The sequence below is a fragment of the Amycolatopsis vastitatis genome (assembly GCF_002234595.1).
GTDB lineage: Bacteria > Actinomycetota > Actinomycetes > Mycobacteriales > Pseudonocardiaceae > Amycolatopsis > Amycolatopsis vastitatis.
The window spans coordinates 61,356-75,206 of the sequence record NZ_NMUL01000043.1 but is presented as its reverse complement, the minus strand read 5'-3'; the positions used below and the strand labels follow the sequence as shown (position 1 = coordinate 75,206).

At 72.1% G+C, this 13,851-nt stretch carries 14 protein-coding genes; 8 read left to right on the top strand and 6 right to left on the bottom strand.

Annotation, left to right across the window (positions count from 1 at the left end):
• Window positions 1–42 precede the first annotated feature (42 nt).
• Window positions 43–1,008 carry an RIO1 family regulatory kinase/ATPase domain-containing protein gene (locus tag CF165_RS36625; protein WP_093952174.1) on the bottom strand — a complete coding sequence of 322 codons (966 nt, stop codon included), beginning with the start codon at window positions 1,006–1,008 and terminating at the stop codon, window positions 43–45.
• 276 nt (window positions 1,009–1,284) lie between these two features.
• Here CF165_RS36625 and CF165_RS36620 point away from each other — a divergent pair, with 276 nt between their 5' ends.
• Entirely contained in the window at window positions 1,285–2,817 is a 1,533-nt protein-coding gene (locus CF165_RS36620) for a phytoene desaturase family protein (RefSeq protein WP_093952173.1), read from the top strand.
• Between the two features lie 6 nt (window positions 2,818–2,823).
• On the opposite strand, the gene CF165_RS36615 is transcribed toward CF165_RS36620, so the two are convergent.
• On the bottom strand, window positions 2,824–3,711 hold the full coding sequence (locus CF165_RS36615) for an MBL fold metallo-hydrolase (protein ID WP_093952172.1): 888 nt from the start codon (window positions 3,709–3,711) through the stop codon (window positions 2,824–2,826).
• 83 nt (window positions 3,712–3,794) lie between these two features.
• Here CF165_RS36615 and CF165_RS36610 point away from each other — a divergent pair, with 83 nt between their 5' ends.
• From CF165_RS36610 to CF165_RS36600, 3 genes are all read left to right on the top strand, one after another.
• The gene (locus CF165_RS36610; RefSeq protein WP_093952171.1) at window positions 3,795–4,640 is read left to right on the top strand and encodes a LysR family transcriptional regulator; all 846 of its coding nucleotides are present in this window, start codon (window positions 3,795–3,797) and stop codon (window positions 4,638–4,640) included.
• 65 nt (window positions 4,641–4,705) lie between these two features.
• Window positions 4,706–5,509, top strand: a complete 804-nt coding sequence (locus CF165_RS36605; protein ID WP_093952170.1) for a class I SAM-dependent methyltransferase — start codon at window positions 4,706–4,708, stop codon at window positions 5,507–5,509.
• Window positions 5,510–6,043, top strand: a complete 534-nt coding sequence (locus CF165_RS36600) for a TetR/AcrR family transcriptional regulator (protein WP_093952169.1) — start codon at window positions 5,510–5,512, stop codon at window positions 6,041–6,043.
• On the opposite strand, the gene CF165_RS36595 is transcribed toward CF165_RS36600, so the two are convergent.
• On the bottom strand, window positions 6,040–6,594 hold the full coding sequence (locus CF165_RS36595) for a suppressor of fused domain protein (protein ID WP_240521951.1): 555 nt from the start codon (window positions 6,592–6,594) through the stop codon (window positions 6,040–6,042). The two genes, CF165_RS36600 and CF165_RS36595, sit on opposite strands and share 4 nt — an antisense overlap.
• A gap of 83 nt (window positions 6,595–6,677) precedes the next feature.
• Between CF165_RS36595 and CF165_RS36590 the strand changes: the two genes are divergently transcribed.
• Complete coding sequence (locus CF165_RS36590; RefSeq protein WP_205661067.1) at window positions 6,678–7,781, top strand: NAD(P)/FAD-dependent oxidoreductase; 1,104 nt, start codon at window positions 6,678–6,680, stop codon at window positions 7,779–7,781.
• Here CF165_RS36590 and yaaA read toward each other — a convergent pair.
• Window positions 7,768–8,514 (bottom strand): peroxide stress protein YaaA, encoded by a 747-nt coding sequence (gene yaaA / locus CF165_RS36585; RefSeq protein WP_093952167.1) that lies wholly within the window; start codon window positions 8,512–8,514, stop codon window positions 7,768–7,770. The genes CF165_RS36590 and yaaA overlap by 14 nt on opposite strands.
• Before the next feature lie 55 nt (window positions 8,515–8,569).
• Between yaaA and CF165_RS36580 the strand changes: the two genes are divergently transcribed.
• Entirely contained in the window at window positions 8,570–9,523 is a 954-nt protein-coding gene (locus CF165_RS36580) for a GNAT family N-acetyltransferase (protein ID WP_093952166.1), read from the top strand.
• 34 nt (window positions 9,524–9,557) lie between these two features.
• Here CF165_RS36580 and CF165_RS36575 read toward each other — a convergent pair whose 3' ends face one another.
• Both CF165_RS36575 and CF165_RS36570 read right to left on the bottom strand, forming a co-directional pair.
• Window positions 9,558–10,460: a 2-hydroxyacid dehydrogenase gene (locus CF165_RS36575; protein ID WP_093952165.1), complete on the bottom strand. Its 903-nt coding sequence runs from the start codon at window positions 10,458–10,460 to the stop codon at window positions 9,558–9,560.
• A gap of 157 nt (window positions 10,461–10,617) precedes the next feature.
• Complete coding sequence (locus CF165_RS36570) at window positions 10,618–10,968, bottom strand: VOC family protein (RefSeq protein WP_093952164.1); 351 nt, start codon at window positions 10,966–10,968, stop codon at window positions 10,618–10,620.
• Between the two features lie 123 nt (window positions 10,969–11,091).
• On the opposite strand from CF165_RS36570, the gene CF165_RS36565 reads away from it, so the two are divergent.
• Window positions 11,092–12,840, top strand: a complete 1,749-nt coding sequence (locus CF165_RS36565) for a proline--tRNA ligase (protein ID WP_093952163.1) — start codon at window positions 11,092–11,094, stop codon at window positions 12,838–12,840.
• Window positions 12,840–13,706, top strand: a complete 867-nt coding sequence (locus CF165_RS36560; RefSeq protein ID WP_093952162.1) for a DUF8017 domain-containing protein — start codon at window positions 12,840–12,842, stop codon at window positions 13,704–13,706. The genes CF165_RS36565 and CF165_RS36560 overlap by 1 nt, the downstream gene beginning before the upstream one ends.
• Window positions 13,707–13,851 lie beyond the last annotated feature (145 nt).

Genomic DNA, 13,851 nt, shown 5'->3' with positions numbered 1-13,851 from the left:
CGCAGGCGTGTTCCGCGCCACAGCCGCGACGCCGCCACGAAATCACCCGATTCCGGCCACGGAAACGAGCTCGGCCAGCAGTTCTTCGGTTCTCGTGAGGTGCTCGCCGAGACCGCGTCCGTGGAACCAGCCGGCCAGGTTGCGCACGTCCCGCGCCAGGAACTCGACGCCGCCGGGGTTGGCCACGACGTCGACGACCTGGGGCAGGTCGATCACCATCAGCCTGCCCCGGTGCACCAGCAGGTTGTACGCCGAGAGGTCGCCGTGCGCGAGCCCTTCGGAGGCGAGCAGCTCGAGCGCCGCGGTGGCCTGGAACCACAGGTTCTTCAGCTCGTCCGGGTCCGGGCGGACCTGGGCCAGCCGGGGCGCGGCGGTGCCGTCCTCCTCGCCGAGGAACTCGAGCAGCAGTTCCGTCCCCTCGCGCTGCACCGGGTACGGGACGGGCGCACCGAGCGTCCACAAGCGACTGAGCGCGGCGAACTCCGCGACGGCCCACTGCTCGGCGATCAGGTTCCGGCCGAACGCCGTGCGTTGCTCGATCGCGCGCATCTCGCGGGACCGGCGCATCCGCCGCCCTTCGAGGTAGCCCGCGTCGCGGTGGAACAGCTTGTGTTCGTCGCTGCGGTAGCGCTTCGCCGCGAGCAGCGTGCCGGGAGTGCCGGGCAGGCCCCGCCGCAGCAGGTGGACGTCGGCCTCCTTGCCGGTCTTGAGGACGCCGAGGTCGGTGTCGACCGCGGCGAGCTCGGTGACGACCCAGTCCGGCCGGGGGAGCGGGCCGTGCTCGGCGTCGTCCCAGGTGGACCAGCGGTCGGCGTCGTCGGGCAGCAGGCGCTCGGTGTAGGCGTCGTCGCGCAGCTTCGCGAGGCGGACGCGTTCGCCTTCGGTCAGCCGGCCGCTGCGGGTGGGCTCGGGTTCGTCGAGCCGTCCGCGGCGCCGCGAACGCGCTTCGCGGCGTCGGGACGGTTGTCCGTCGAACAGGTCGAAGTCTTCGAATTCGTGCTGGCGCACTGGTGGGTTTCTCCTTGGTCAGGGATGCCCCACCGGGCGCGTGGTCAGCGTCGGGGGGCGAGTGGGTGCGGGCGCGAAAGGGCCCGGACAGTCATCACGTCAGGCACCTCCCTGTCGTCGCACGCACCGGCTCCCTGCCGGACGAGCCCAGCTTGCCGGACCGATCCGGTGCGGCGCAACCGAATAGCGCGAACGGTCCGTTCGTGACGTTTCCTTGAATTCCGCCCGGCGCCGTGGTCACGATGAACGGGCAGGCCGAACTAGGAGGGGCGGCGGATGAACAGCTACGACGTGGTGATCGTCGGCGGCGGGCACAACGGCCTGGTGGCGGCCGCGTACCTGGCGCGGGCGGGCCGGTCGGTGCTCGTGCTCGAACGGCGGGGTGAGACCGGTGGCGCCGCCGTCTCGTTCCGCGCGTTCGAGGGCGTGGACGTCCGGCTTTCGCGCTACTCGTACCTGGTCAGCCTGCTGCCGAAGAAGATCGTGGCCGACCTCGGCCTCGACGTGGAGCTGCGACGGCGCCGGATGTCGTCCTACACCCCGTCGGGCGGCTCCGGTCTCCTTGTCGACACGGGCGACGCCGGCCGGACGGCGGCGTCGTTCCGGGCGGTCACCGGGTCCACATCGGACTTCTCGGCCTGGCAACGGTTCTACGAGCTGACCGGGCGCGTCGCCGGGCGCGCGTTCGGAACGCTCACCGAACCATTGCTGTCCGAAGTGGACTTCCGCGAACGGATCGGCGACGCCGATGCGTGGTCCCTGCTGTTCGAACGGCCGATCGGCGAAGCGCTCACGTCGTGGTTCGGCCACGACACGGTGCGCGGCGTGGTGCTCACCGACGCGCTGATCGGCACGTTCGCCCCGGCGGACGGCGAGGACCTGCGGCAGAACCGGTGCCTGCTCTACCACGTGATCGGCAACGGCACCGGCGACTGGGACGTCCCGGTCGGCGGCATGGGCGCGGTCACCCGTTCGCTCGCGGCGGTGGCCTCCGCGGCGGGCGCGCGCCTGATGACCGGTGCGGAGGTGCTCTCGGTCGACCCGGACGGCGAGGTGCGTTATCGGCGTGACGACGCCGAGTTCGTCGTCCGGGGCGGGCACGTCCTGGCGAACGTCGCGCCGGCGACGCTCGCGCGGCTGCTGGGCGAAGAGCCGGCGGAAAGCCCGGAAGGCGCGCAGCTGAAGGTGAACATGGTGCTGACGCGGCTGCCGAGGCTGCGTGATCCGGACGTCAGCCCGGCCGAGGCGTTCGGTGGCACCTTCCACGTCAACGAAACCTTCACTCAGCTGGAGGCGGCGTACCGCGAGGCGGCGGCGGGCAGGATCCCCACGCTGCCGCCCTGCGAAATCTATTGCCACTCGTTGACGGATCCGTCGATCCTCGGCCCGGCCGAACGCGCGGCCGGCACGCACACCCTCACCCTGTTCGGCCTGCACATGGCGGCACGCCTCTTCGAGGGGCGCTACGAAGAGGCACGCGAAGCGGCGTTGCGCGCGACGCTGGCTTCACTGAACAGCGTGCTGGCCGAGCCGATCGAGGACTGCCTGCTGACCGCGCCGGACGGCAGGCCCTGTGTGGAGGCGAAGACCCCGCTGGACCTGGAAGCCGAGCTGGGCCTTCCGGCGGGGCACATCTTCCACCGGGACCTGTCGTGGCCGTACGCGGAAGACCCGGCCCAGGCCGGCCGCTGGGGCGTCGAAACGGCGCACGAACGCATCCTGCTGTGTGGCGCGGGAGCCGCGAGAGGAGGTGGTGTCAGCGGCATCCCGGGCCACAACGCGGCGATGGCGGTTTTCGGCGCCGGGTGATCCGGGTCAGGCGTCGTGTTCGGTGCACAGACACGCGACGCCCGGCTCGATCCACTCCCGTCCGGCCCATTCCGGGTGGCGTTCGAGGAGCAGCGAACGGACTTCGGCGGTGATCTCGTCCACGCCCATCGCCGAGTCACGGCGATGCCAGGTCTCGTCGCGCAGTTCCCGCAGGTAGTCACGGACGTCGGTGAGCACCGCCCCGCCACCGACCTCTCCGTGCCCCGGGACCACCACCCGGTGCCCGGCGGCGGCCAGCCGGTCGAGGACCGCCAGCCAGCCGACGCCCGAGACGTCCGTGTCGTGCGGCGGGAACCACGGGAAGATGGCGAACTGCCCGGTCTCGGCCAGGTCGCCGGTGAACAGCACGCCGGCGTCCGGCACCTCGACGACCTGGTCGCCCTTCGTGTGGCCGCGGCCGGTGGGGCGCAGCCGGACGGTCCGGCCGCCGAGGTCGAGTTCTCGCGAGCCGTCGTAGACCTCGTCGGGAGTGGGCACGCGGACGCCGTCGAGGCGGCGGGCGATCGTCTCGCCCAAGCCGCGGAACATCTCCAGGTAGCCCGGGCCCTTGGCAGCGAGGTCATCGGCCTGGCCGCGGTTGACCAGGTAGGTGGCTTCACCGGCGAACACCTGCGCGCCGAACGCGTGCTCGGGGTGGAAGTGCGTCGTGGTCAGGTACAGACGCCGGCCCTTCGCCACTTCGCGTGCGAAGGCGAGCACCTGCGCCGCGTTGGCGGTGCCGATGCCCGTGTCGACGACCAGGACGGCCTCGGCGCCGCCGACGACGCCGATGTTGGGTACCAGGTCGACGTGGTCGTTCGGGATCACCAGCAGGTCGCGGGCGATCTCCCGGGCGCCGGAGACGCGCACGGCGGGATCGGTCAGTTCGGTCATGCCCCCGATTCCACCGCCGTCCGGCCGTGGCCGTCCAAGACCGGTTTCGTGGTGCCGATACCGGGCGAATATCGTCGCCGGTCATGGAGCTGCGCACGCTTCGGTATTTCGTCGCGGTCGCCGAAGAACTCCACTTCGGCCGGGCCGCCGCGCGGCTGCACATGAGCCAGCCGCCGCTGAGCCGGGCGATCAAGCAGCTGGAGGCCGACGTCGGTGCCGAGCTGCTGCTCCGCTCCGCCGCGGGCGTCACGCTGACCCCGGCCGGGGCGGCGCTGCTGGACGAGGCGCGGACGCTGCTCGACCAGGCCGACCGGGCCCGCGTGCGCGTGGCCGCGGCGGTGGGCGTGGCCACCCTGACCGTCGGCATCCTGGGCGACAGCGCCGACCCGGGCGCGACGCGGCTCGCCGACGCCTACCGCCGGCGGCACCCGGACGTCGAAGTCCGCGTCCGCGACACCGACCTGACCGACCCGACGTGCGGCCTGCGCGCCGGCCTGGTCGACGTCGCCCTGACCCGCGGGCCGTTCGACGAGACCGGCCTGACGGTGCACCGGCTGCGCGCCGATCCGGTGGGCGCGGTGCTGCGCGCGGACGACCCGCTGGCCGGCCGTGACCACCTGGAGCTGGCCGACCTGGCCGGCCGGCGCTGGTTCCGGTTCCCGGACGGCACCGATCCGCTCTGGCAGTCCTACTGGCACGGCGGCGAGCCCCGCGAAGGGCCGGTGGTCCGCGCCGTCCAGGAATGCCTGCAGGCCGTGCTCTGGAACGGCACGGTCGGGCTGATGCCGCTCGGCCACCGGCCACCCGGTGAACTGGTCGTGGTGCCGCTCACCGACATGGCGCCGACCCCTGTGATCGTCGCCTGGAAGGACACCGGGCCGCTGGTCCGGTCGTTCGCGCAGCTCGCGGTGGCCGCGTACCGGGGTTGAGCGGGTCAGCGCGCCGGCCAGGGGAGCGGCTAGAAAAACGAACGTTCATTCACTATGCTTATCGCATGCGCTTTGCCAGCCGGACCGCCGAGCACGTCGCCCTCTTCCGGGCCCTCGAGACCCGGCGCCGCGACCGGCTCTTCGCCGACGACCACGCCATCCGGTTCCTGTCCGCCCGCTACCGCTGGCTCGTGCGGGCCGCCGCGGTGCCGCCCGTCGGACAGGGCATCGCGCGGCTCATCGACCGCCGCTATCCGGGCGGCCCCCGCACGTCCGCCGTCGCCCGCACCCGGCTCATCGACGATCTCCTCGCCGAAGCCCGGCCGGAACAGGTCCTCCTGCTCGGCGCCGGCTACGACAGCCGCGCCCACCGCGTCCCCGGGATGCCGCCCACCTACGAGGTCGACCACCCGGCGACCCAGCGGGTCAAGCGGCAGCGCATCGCCGACCGTCCGCACGTCCACTACGTCCCCGTCGATCTGAACACCGAAAGCCTCGCCGTGGCCCTTGACGGCCTCCCCGCCCGGCGCACGGCGGTCATCTGGGAGGGCGTCACGAACTACCTCACCGCGCAGGCCGTCGACGCGACCTTCCGCGATCTGACCATGATCGTCGCGTCCGGCAGCACGATCATCTTCACCTACGTCGACCGTGCGGCGCTCGGCGACGACACCGCGTGGCACCGGGTGGTCGAAAAGGCCGGCGAGCCGTGGACGTTCGGCCTCCACCCCGCCGACGTGCCCGGCTACCTCGCCGAACGCGGCCTGGACCTGAAGGGCGACTTGTCGGCGAAGGAAGCAGCCGCCCGCTACCACCGGGACGAGCCCGCCGCGGATTTCTACCGGATCGCGTGGGCGGTGGTCCGGTAAATGCCCAAGGTCAGCGAGGAGCACCTGACGAACCGTCGTCGGCAGATCCTCGACGCCGCCGCCGGCTGCTTCGCCCGCAACGGTTTCCACCGCACGTCGATGCAGGAGATCGTCAAGGAGTCCGGTCTGTCCGCCGGGCTGATCTACCGGTACTTCCCCGGCAAGGAAGACATGATCCTCGCGATCGTCGAGGAATGGCACACGACCCGTTCGGCCGGCCTGGGGACCGCGAGCGATCCCCTCGACGCCTACCTCGGCCTCCTGCGGGCCATCGGTGGCCCGGACGCGGCGCGGCAGCGGAACCTCGGGATGCAGGCGTGGGCCGAGACCGTCCGCGAACCCCGGATCCGTGCCCTCGCCCGCCAAGGTGTGGACGAGCAGCTCGAGGCGTTCGGGAACGCCGCACCGGAAGCCCTGATCCGCGTGCTCGTCGCCATCTACCAAGGGTTGCTGCTGCAGGCCTCCTGGGACGACAGCCTGGACGTCGAGGCGTTCGTGGCCGCGGTCGGCGAGCTCGTGAGGCGTCGCCGCTAGACCACCGGCGCCCGGCGGACGTCGTAGAGGTCCCAGTCCAGCTGCCAGAACGCGTCGATGCCGTGCTCGCGGATGTACTTCCGCTCGGTGTCGTGCACCGGGTAGCAGCCGGCGATGCTGATCGGCGCGCCGCCGGTGTCGATCAGCGTGTACTGGTGCGCGTCGAGGCCCGCGGGGGCCGAGACGGCGAACGCCGTCATGGCGGAATCCGGCGCGATCGGCTGCCCGAAGTCGATCGTGTCGCCGTAGACGAACGGGCAGGTGCCGCGCAGCTGTTCGGCGAGGTAGCCGATCGCCAGCGCCCACACGGGGTCGTCGGACCGGACGCTGATCCACAGCTCCGGCTTCACGCCGTGCCAGTCCGGGTGGTCGGCCAGGGAGAGGCCGTAGGTCGCGCCGGTCAGGTACCGCGGTTCCGGCTCGTCGGCGTAGACGAGCGCGATCACGTCGTCGAGCCCGGCGTGGGTCGACGGGATGGGCTGCAATCGCGGCGCGGTGGTCCCGGTCAGGGTGTCGAGATGGGCGACATACCGCTCGGCACGGCTCGGCATGGCGCGCAGCATACGACCGGCCGGCTGCGCGCGCGGCGCATCCCGTTGGCCCGGGCGCGGCACTTTCGGGCAGGGTGGGAAGCATGCGAGTGCTCGTGATCGGCAGCGGGATCGGCGGCGCGGCGACGGCCTGGCACCTGGCGGGCCGCGGCGCGGAAGTGGTCGTGGCGGATGCGGCGCGGCCGGGAACGGCGACGGAGGCCGGCGCCGGCATCGTCAGCCCGTGGACTTCTCGCTGGGAAGACGCGCTGTACCCGCTCGCGGCGGCCGCCGGCCGGTACTACCGCGAGTTCACGGCCGAGCTGGCGGATTCGTCGTTCGAGGTCGTCGGCGGGATGATCGTGTCGGACGACGACGCGGAGCTGGCCGAGGCCCAGGAACGGCTGACGTCACGGGCGGCGGACGCTCCGGAGATCGGCGAGGTACGGCGGCTCGACCCGGCGCAGGCCCGCGAACTGTTCCCGGCGCTGGCGCCCGGGCTGGGCGCGGTGCACCTGGCCGGTGCCGGTCGCGTCGACGGGCATCTCCTGCGCCGCGCGCTGTTGTCCGCCGCCGAGCGCCGGGGCGCGAAGTTCGTCGAGGGCGAGGTCGCGTTCCGGGCCGACGGCACGGTGGCGAGCCCGGAAGGCCCCCTGGAAGCGGACAGCGTCGTCGTCGCGGCCGGCGCGTGGAGCCGCGAACTGCTGGCGCCGCTGGGCATCGACCTGCCGGTGACGCCCCACCGCGGCCAGATCAGCCACTTCGAACTCCCGGACACGGACACGGCGGCGTGGCCGGTCGTCCTGCCCCGCAGCAGCAGTCACTACCTGCTGGCGTTCGGCGGCGGCCGTGTCGTGGCGGGTGCGACCCGCGAGGCGGAGTCCGGCTTCGATTACCGCGTGACCGTCGCGGGGCAGCGTGAAGTGCTGGAGAACGCGTTGGCGGTGGCACCCGGTCTCGCGGACGCGACCCTCGCGGAGACGCGGGTGGGTTTCCGCCCGGGCACGCCGGACGGGTTGCCGATCCTCGGCCTGCTCCGCCCGGGCCTGGCGGTGTCGACGGGCTTCGGCGCGGGCGGGCTGACGAACGCGCCGTTCGCGGGGAAGCTCGTCGCGGCGGTGGCGCTGGGCGAGGACCCGGGCTTCGACCTGAGCCCGTTCGCCCCGGACCGGTTTGAGCCGGATGCCGGGGGCGTCAGCCCTCGGTGACCAGCTCCAGCGCGTGCTCGCCGGTGCGCTCGACCACCAGGCCCGCCTTGGTGATGACCTTCACCAGCTGGTCCACAGTGGACGGTTCGGCGCGTGTCGCCGCCAGCACGCGGGCCAGGCGGCCCTTGTACGCCTTGTTGAAGTGGCTGACCGTCACGCGCTCGCCGCGGGCGTTCTCCGTCACCACCCGGACCGTCACCGCGTCCGGGCGGAGTTTCGCGAACGCCGAGTACGTGCCCGAGCGCAGGTCCACCACCAGGCCCTCGACCGCCTGCAGCACCGGCTCGAGGACCGGCTTCCACAGGCCGCGGACCGTCCCGAGCGCGGGCAGCGAATTGCCGCCCGAGAGCCGGTACGCCGGAATCGGGTCGGTCGCCGAGACCACGCCGAACAGCGATGACGTCACCGCCAGCCGCCGGTGCGCCTTCTCCAGGCCGGCCTTCGTGAAGCTCCGCACGTCGAGCGCGTCGTAGAGGACGCCGGTGTAGCGGCGCAGCGCCGGCATCGTCGGCGACGCCCACAGCTCGGCGTTGCGCGTGACCTCGCCGGCCTGCCGCTCGGTGATGCCCAGGGCCGCGATGCCGGCCGGGACGTCGGCGGCCAGTTCCACGAGCGCGTCGGCGAGCTTCGCTCGCGTCGGGTTCAGCTCGGGGAACGACAGCGTGCCCAGGTCGAGCGGGCCGCCGCGGCCGCCGTCGGCCTTGGTCTCGGAAGGGGGGAGGAGCACCAGCACGCCGTGAGCGTAAATCGGGGTGCGTGGCCGCCGCCGTCCGGCCTAGCCTCCGGGCATGGACCTGACCTGGCGCCCGTTGACCCTCGGCGACGTCCCCGCCCTCGCCCGGCTGTACGCGGCGGCCGAGGAGGTCGACCGGACGGGTGACCACTTCAGCGAGGACGACCTCCGCGAAGAGCTCGAAGGTCCCAACATCGACCTGGTCCGCGCCACCGTCGGCGCCTTCGCGGGCGACCGGCTCATCGGCTACGGCCTGATCCGCCGCCGCGACGCCGCGACGCCGGTGCACATGATCCGGCTCCAGTCGGTCGTGCACCCGGAACACCGGGACGACGCCGTCGGCGCTCACCTGGTCGAGTGGTTCGCGCACACGAGCCGCAAGGTCAACGAGCGCGCCTTCCCGGGCGCGCCGCTGGAGCTGCACCACGGCCTCCACCAGAACGAGCGCTGGATCGCGGGCGTCCTCGCCGGGGCGGGCTACCGGCACGTCCGGACCATGGTGAACATGCGCGTCGGCCTCGCCGACCTGCCGCCGCAGCCCCCGCTGCCGGACGGCCTCGAAGCGGTGCCCTTCGACTTCGAGTACGACCTCGCGGTGCTCGACGCCCGCAACGACACCTTCGCCGGCCACTGGGGCAGCACGATCTACCAGCCGGACGCCTGGCGTCACCTGGTCACCGGTTCGAAGGACTTCCGCCCGGACCTGTCGTTCCTCGTCCTCGACGGCGACAAGGTCCTCGCGTTCGTGCTGAGCCACTTCTCCGCGTCCGAAGCCGAGGCGACGGGCATCCGAGAGCACTACGCCACCTGGGTGGGAACGCGGGAGGTGCTGCGCGGCCGCGGCGTCGCGTCCGGGTTGCTGGGCCACACGCTCCGGGCGGCGAAGGACGCGGGATTCGACCGGTCGGCCCTCAACGTCGACGTCGACAATGCGCACCGGGCCCTGGGTGTTTACGAACGGTGCGGTTATCGCGTCGACGACGAATGGCACGTGTACGTGCTGTCCTGAAATGGGGGCGCCCCACCGCCGATGTGGGCCGCCGTCAGTGCTCTACGAGGTTGAGCAGCTCCTCGCCCTTCGCGTACCTCCGCAGCTGCTCCGCCGCCAGCTTCTTCGCGCGCGGGTAGAACGATGCCGATCCGCCCGCGATGTGCGGGGTGATGATCACCCCGGGAGCCGTCCACAATGGATGGTCTGCGGACAGTGGTTCCGGGTCCATGACGTCGAGACCCGCGCGCAGGCGTCCGGTGCGGGCTTCCGCGACGAGAGCGTCGGTGTCGATCGCCGTGCCGCGGCCGACGTTGACCACCAGGGCGTCGTCGGGGAGGGCGGCCAGCTCGTCCGGGCCGATCAGTCCTCGGGTCGCGGGGTTGTCCGGCAGGATCAGCACCAGGACGTCGGCTTCGGGCAGCAGCTCGCGCAGCTCGGCGACGCCGTGGACGTCCTCTTCCGGACGGGGGCGGCTCGCCACCCTCGTGACCAGCGCCTCCGCGGCGACGAGCTGGCGTTCGATCGCCTGCCCGATCGAGCCGTACCCGACCAGGAGCACCCGGCTGTCGGCGAGCGACCGCGTGTGCTCGCGCGCCCATTCACCCCTCGACTGCTGCGCGAACCACCGGGGCAGGTCCCGTTGCGACGCGTGGATCAGCGCGAGGGCGTGCTCGGCGACGCTCAGGTCGTGCAGCCCCCGACCGTTCGCCAGCCGCACGCCCGCCGGCAGCAGCGGCACGAGTGCCTCGACCCCGGCCGACAGCGACTGCACCACCCGCAGCGACGGCAGCCGGCTGATCAGCTTCGGCGGCTCCGGCCCGCGGTCGTACGGCAGCACGTAGAACTCGACATCGCCGAGATCGGCCGGAGGGGACTCGACGCCGTCGTAGTAGGCGGCCTCGAGCTCTTCCGGCACGTCGATGTCGGTCCACGGCAGCAGTACGCGAGCGCTCATGCCGCCTTTCTACCCGTTACCGCGGGTAGTAGCCCTGCAGGTCGACGACCAGGTGCGTCGAGCCCGCCGAGTGGCGGACGTCGAAGCGCGCTCCCGACCCGAGCCGGACCGTCGCGGCGAACGACCGGACCGTCGGCTGGCCGGGCGAGGGAACGGTCTAGTGCACTCCCGCCGACACGCAGAACTCGTTCCCCTCCGGGTCGGTCAGCACCGTCCACGCCAGCCCCGGCACCTCGTGCTCCGCCACCTCCTCGGCCCCCAGCTCGACCAGCCTCTTCACCTCCGCCCCGCGATCGTCGCCGACGAAGTCGATGTGGACGCGGTTCTTGCCCGTCCGTGGCTCCGGCACCCGCTGCAGCCCCAGCGGGAGGCCGCCCTCCGGGGCCGCGAGCATCACGAACTCGCCGTAGTCGTTCGCCACCGTCGTGCCCAGTGCCGCTGTCCAGAACCGCGCCAGGCCTTGCGGGTCGGCGCAGTCGATCGTGATCATGCCCATGTGGATCGCCATGTCGCCGAAGCTAGCGGGCGCCACCGACAAAACCGGGCCGCGAGTAACCCGTTGGAGTCACGGCCGGGGTATTGACTACCCTGAGCGGGACTTTCACACCCGCCCGGCGCAGGGAGCCCCGCAGTGATCACCAGGACTTCGTCGTTGTTCCTTCGCACGTTGCGCGAGGATCCGGCGGACGCCGAGGTACCGAGCCACCGGCTCCTGGTACGCGCAGGCTATGTCCGCCGGGTCGCCCCGGGCGGGTACTCCTGGCTGCCGCTCGGCCTGCGCGTTCTGCGCCGCATCGAGGCCGTCGTGCGCGAGGAGATGAACGCCATCGGCGCGCAGGAGATCCAGTTCCCCGCGCTGCTGCCGAAGGAGCCCTACGAGGCCACGGGCCGCTGGACCGAGTACGGCGACGGTCTCTTCCGCCTGAAGGACCGCAAGGGCGCCGACTACCTCCTCGGCCCGACGCACGAGGAGCTGTTCGCGCTCACCGTGAAGGGCGAGTACAACTCGTACCGCGACTACCCGGTCACGCTGTACCAGATCCAGACGAAGTACCGCGACGAGGCGCGTCCCCGCGCCGGCATCCTGCGCGGCCGCGAGTTCGTCATGAAGGACTCCTACTCCTTCGACCTCGACGACGACGGCCTGGCGCGCTCCTACCAGGCCCACCGCGACGCCTACGTGAAGCTGTTCGACCGGCTCGACCTCGAGTACGTCGTCGTGAAGGCGACGTCGGGGGCGATGGGTGGCTCGGCGTCCGAAGAGTTCCTCGCGGTCGCCGAGACGGGTGAGGACACCTACGTCCGCAGCACCGAGTCGGGCTACGCGGCGAACGTCGAAGCCGTCGTGACGCCCGCGCCGCCCGCGCAGCCGATCGAGGGCCGCCCCGAAGCGCAGGTGCACCACACGCCGAACACGCCGACCATCGAGACGCTGGTCAACTTCCTCAACAACGCGGACCTGGGCCGCACGTTCACCGCGGCGGACACGCTGAAGAACGTCATGCTCAAGACGCGTCAGCCGGGCGCGAAGGAGTGGGACCTGGTCTGCGTCGCGGTCCCGGGCGACCGCGAAGTGGACATGAAGCGCCTCGAAGCGTCGCTGGAGCCCGCCGAGGTCGCGCTGCTCGAAGAGGCCGACTTCGCGAAGAACCCGTTCCTGGTCAAGGGCTACATCGGCCCGAAGGCCTTGCAGGACAACGGCGTGCGCTACCTGGCCGACCCCCGGATCGCCCCCGGCACTGCCTGGGTCACCGGCGCCGACAAGGTCGACCACCACGTCGTCGACCTGCTCGCGGGCCGCGACTTCACCCCGGACGGCACCATCGAGGCCGCCGAGGTCCGCGAGGGCGACGCGTCGCCGGACGGGCACGGCACCCTGGTCGCCGCGCGCGGCATCGAGATCGGGCACATCTTCCAGCTCGGCCGCAAGTACACCGACGCGTTCGAGGTCGACGCGCTCGGCCCCGACTCGAAGCCGATCCGGATCACGATGGGCTCCTACGGCGTCGGCGTCTCGCGGCTGGTCGGCGTGCTCGCCGAGCAGAACCACGACGACCTCGGCCTGATCTGGCCCCGCGTCGTGTCGCCGTTCGACGTGCACATCGTCATCGCGGGCAAGGACGAGGCGGTCGCGGCCGGCGCCGAGAAGATCGCCGCCGAGCTGGACGCGGCGGGCATCGAGGTCATCCTCGACGACCGCAAGGCGACGCCCGGCGTCAAGTTCGCCGACGCCGAGCTGGTCGGCGTCCCGACGATCCTGGTGGTCGGGCGCGGCCTGGCCAACGGTGTCGTCGAGGTCAAGGACCGGCGATCCGGCGACCGCGAGGAGATCGCGGTCGACGCCATCGTCGAGCACCTGGTCAAGCTCGTCCGGTCCTGATGGGCCGGTTCTCCCGGCGCCGCGAAGACGCAAAGCCGGGATATGAGGACAACGCGGCGCTTCGCGGGTTCGGCGGTTACGAACCCGCGGACGCGCCGCGCGCCCAGCCGAAGCGGATCCGCCCGAGGGCGAAGCCGTTGAAGTGGCGGCGGGCGCCGTGGTTCGGCCTGGCGTTCATCGCCCTGGTCGCCGGTGTGCTCAACGCGCTGGGTGTCGGCAAGCCGCACCCGGCGTCGTCTTCGCCGTCGTCTTCGCTGCCGGTGGTGACGCCTTCGCCGCGAGTGGTGGTCTCTCCCACGGTCGCGGGCTGGAAGTCGGTGGCTGGTCGCGACGGCGCCTACGCCTACGACGTCCCGCCGAACTGGGAACCGGCCCCGGACGTCCAACACGGCTGGGACGAGCGCGGGATCAGGCTGATCACGAGCGCGTTCCTGGGCAAGAATTTCTGCGGCACCAGCGATCTCGGCGGCGCGGGCGTCTTGACGGAGCCGCTGCCCGACCCCGAGGCGGCGGCGCGCAAGGCCGCCACGGATCTGGCGGCGGGCGCGTATGGCGGGACACCCCAAGTGGGCCCGGGCGCGGAAGCACAGGTCACGAAGGCCGACGGCTCTGCGGTCCCCGCCCGGATCGTGGTCGTGGAAGTGGTGCCGACGGCGACGGGGGAGTGCGCGGCGAAGCACGCTCTGGTGGTGGCGATGGCGTTCGGAGGCGACTCGGGCACGTCGGGCGTCATGGTGGCGTACGCGGACAGCGACCGGTCGGGGCCTTCGGTGCGGGACGACCTGGTGCGGATCGTGCGGAGCTACCGGTTCGTCCCGGCGGCGGACCGGAGCACGACCACTCCGCCGCCGACGACGTACCGCTAGCGCCGAAGTCGCCGACGATCCAGACGTGGGTGAATTCGTCCTCGGGAGGCGTCATTCCTTCGAATCCGTGCCGGACGGTGCGCGCAGGTGGTCCCAGTTCCTGCGCTTCGAGTACCGGTCCGGTATCGGCGGCCCGGGCGTTTCG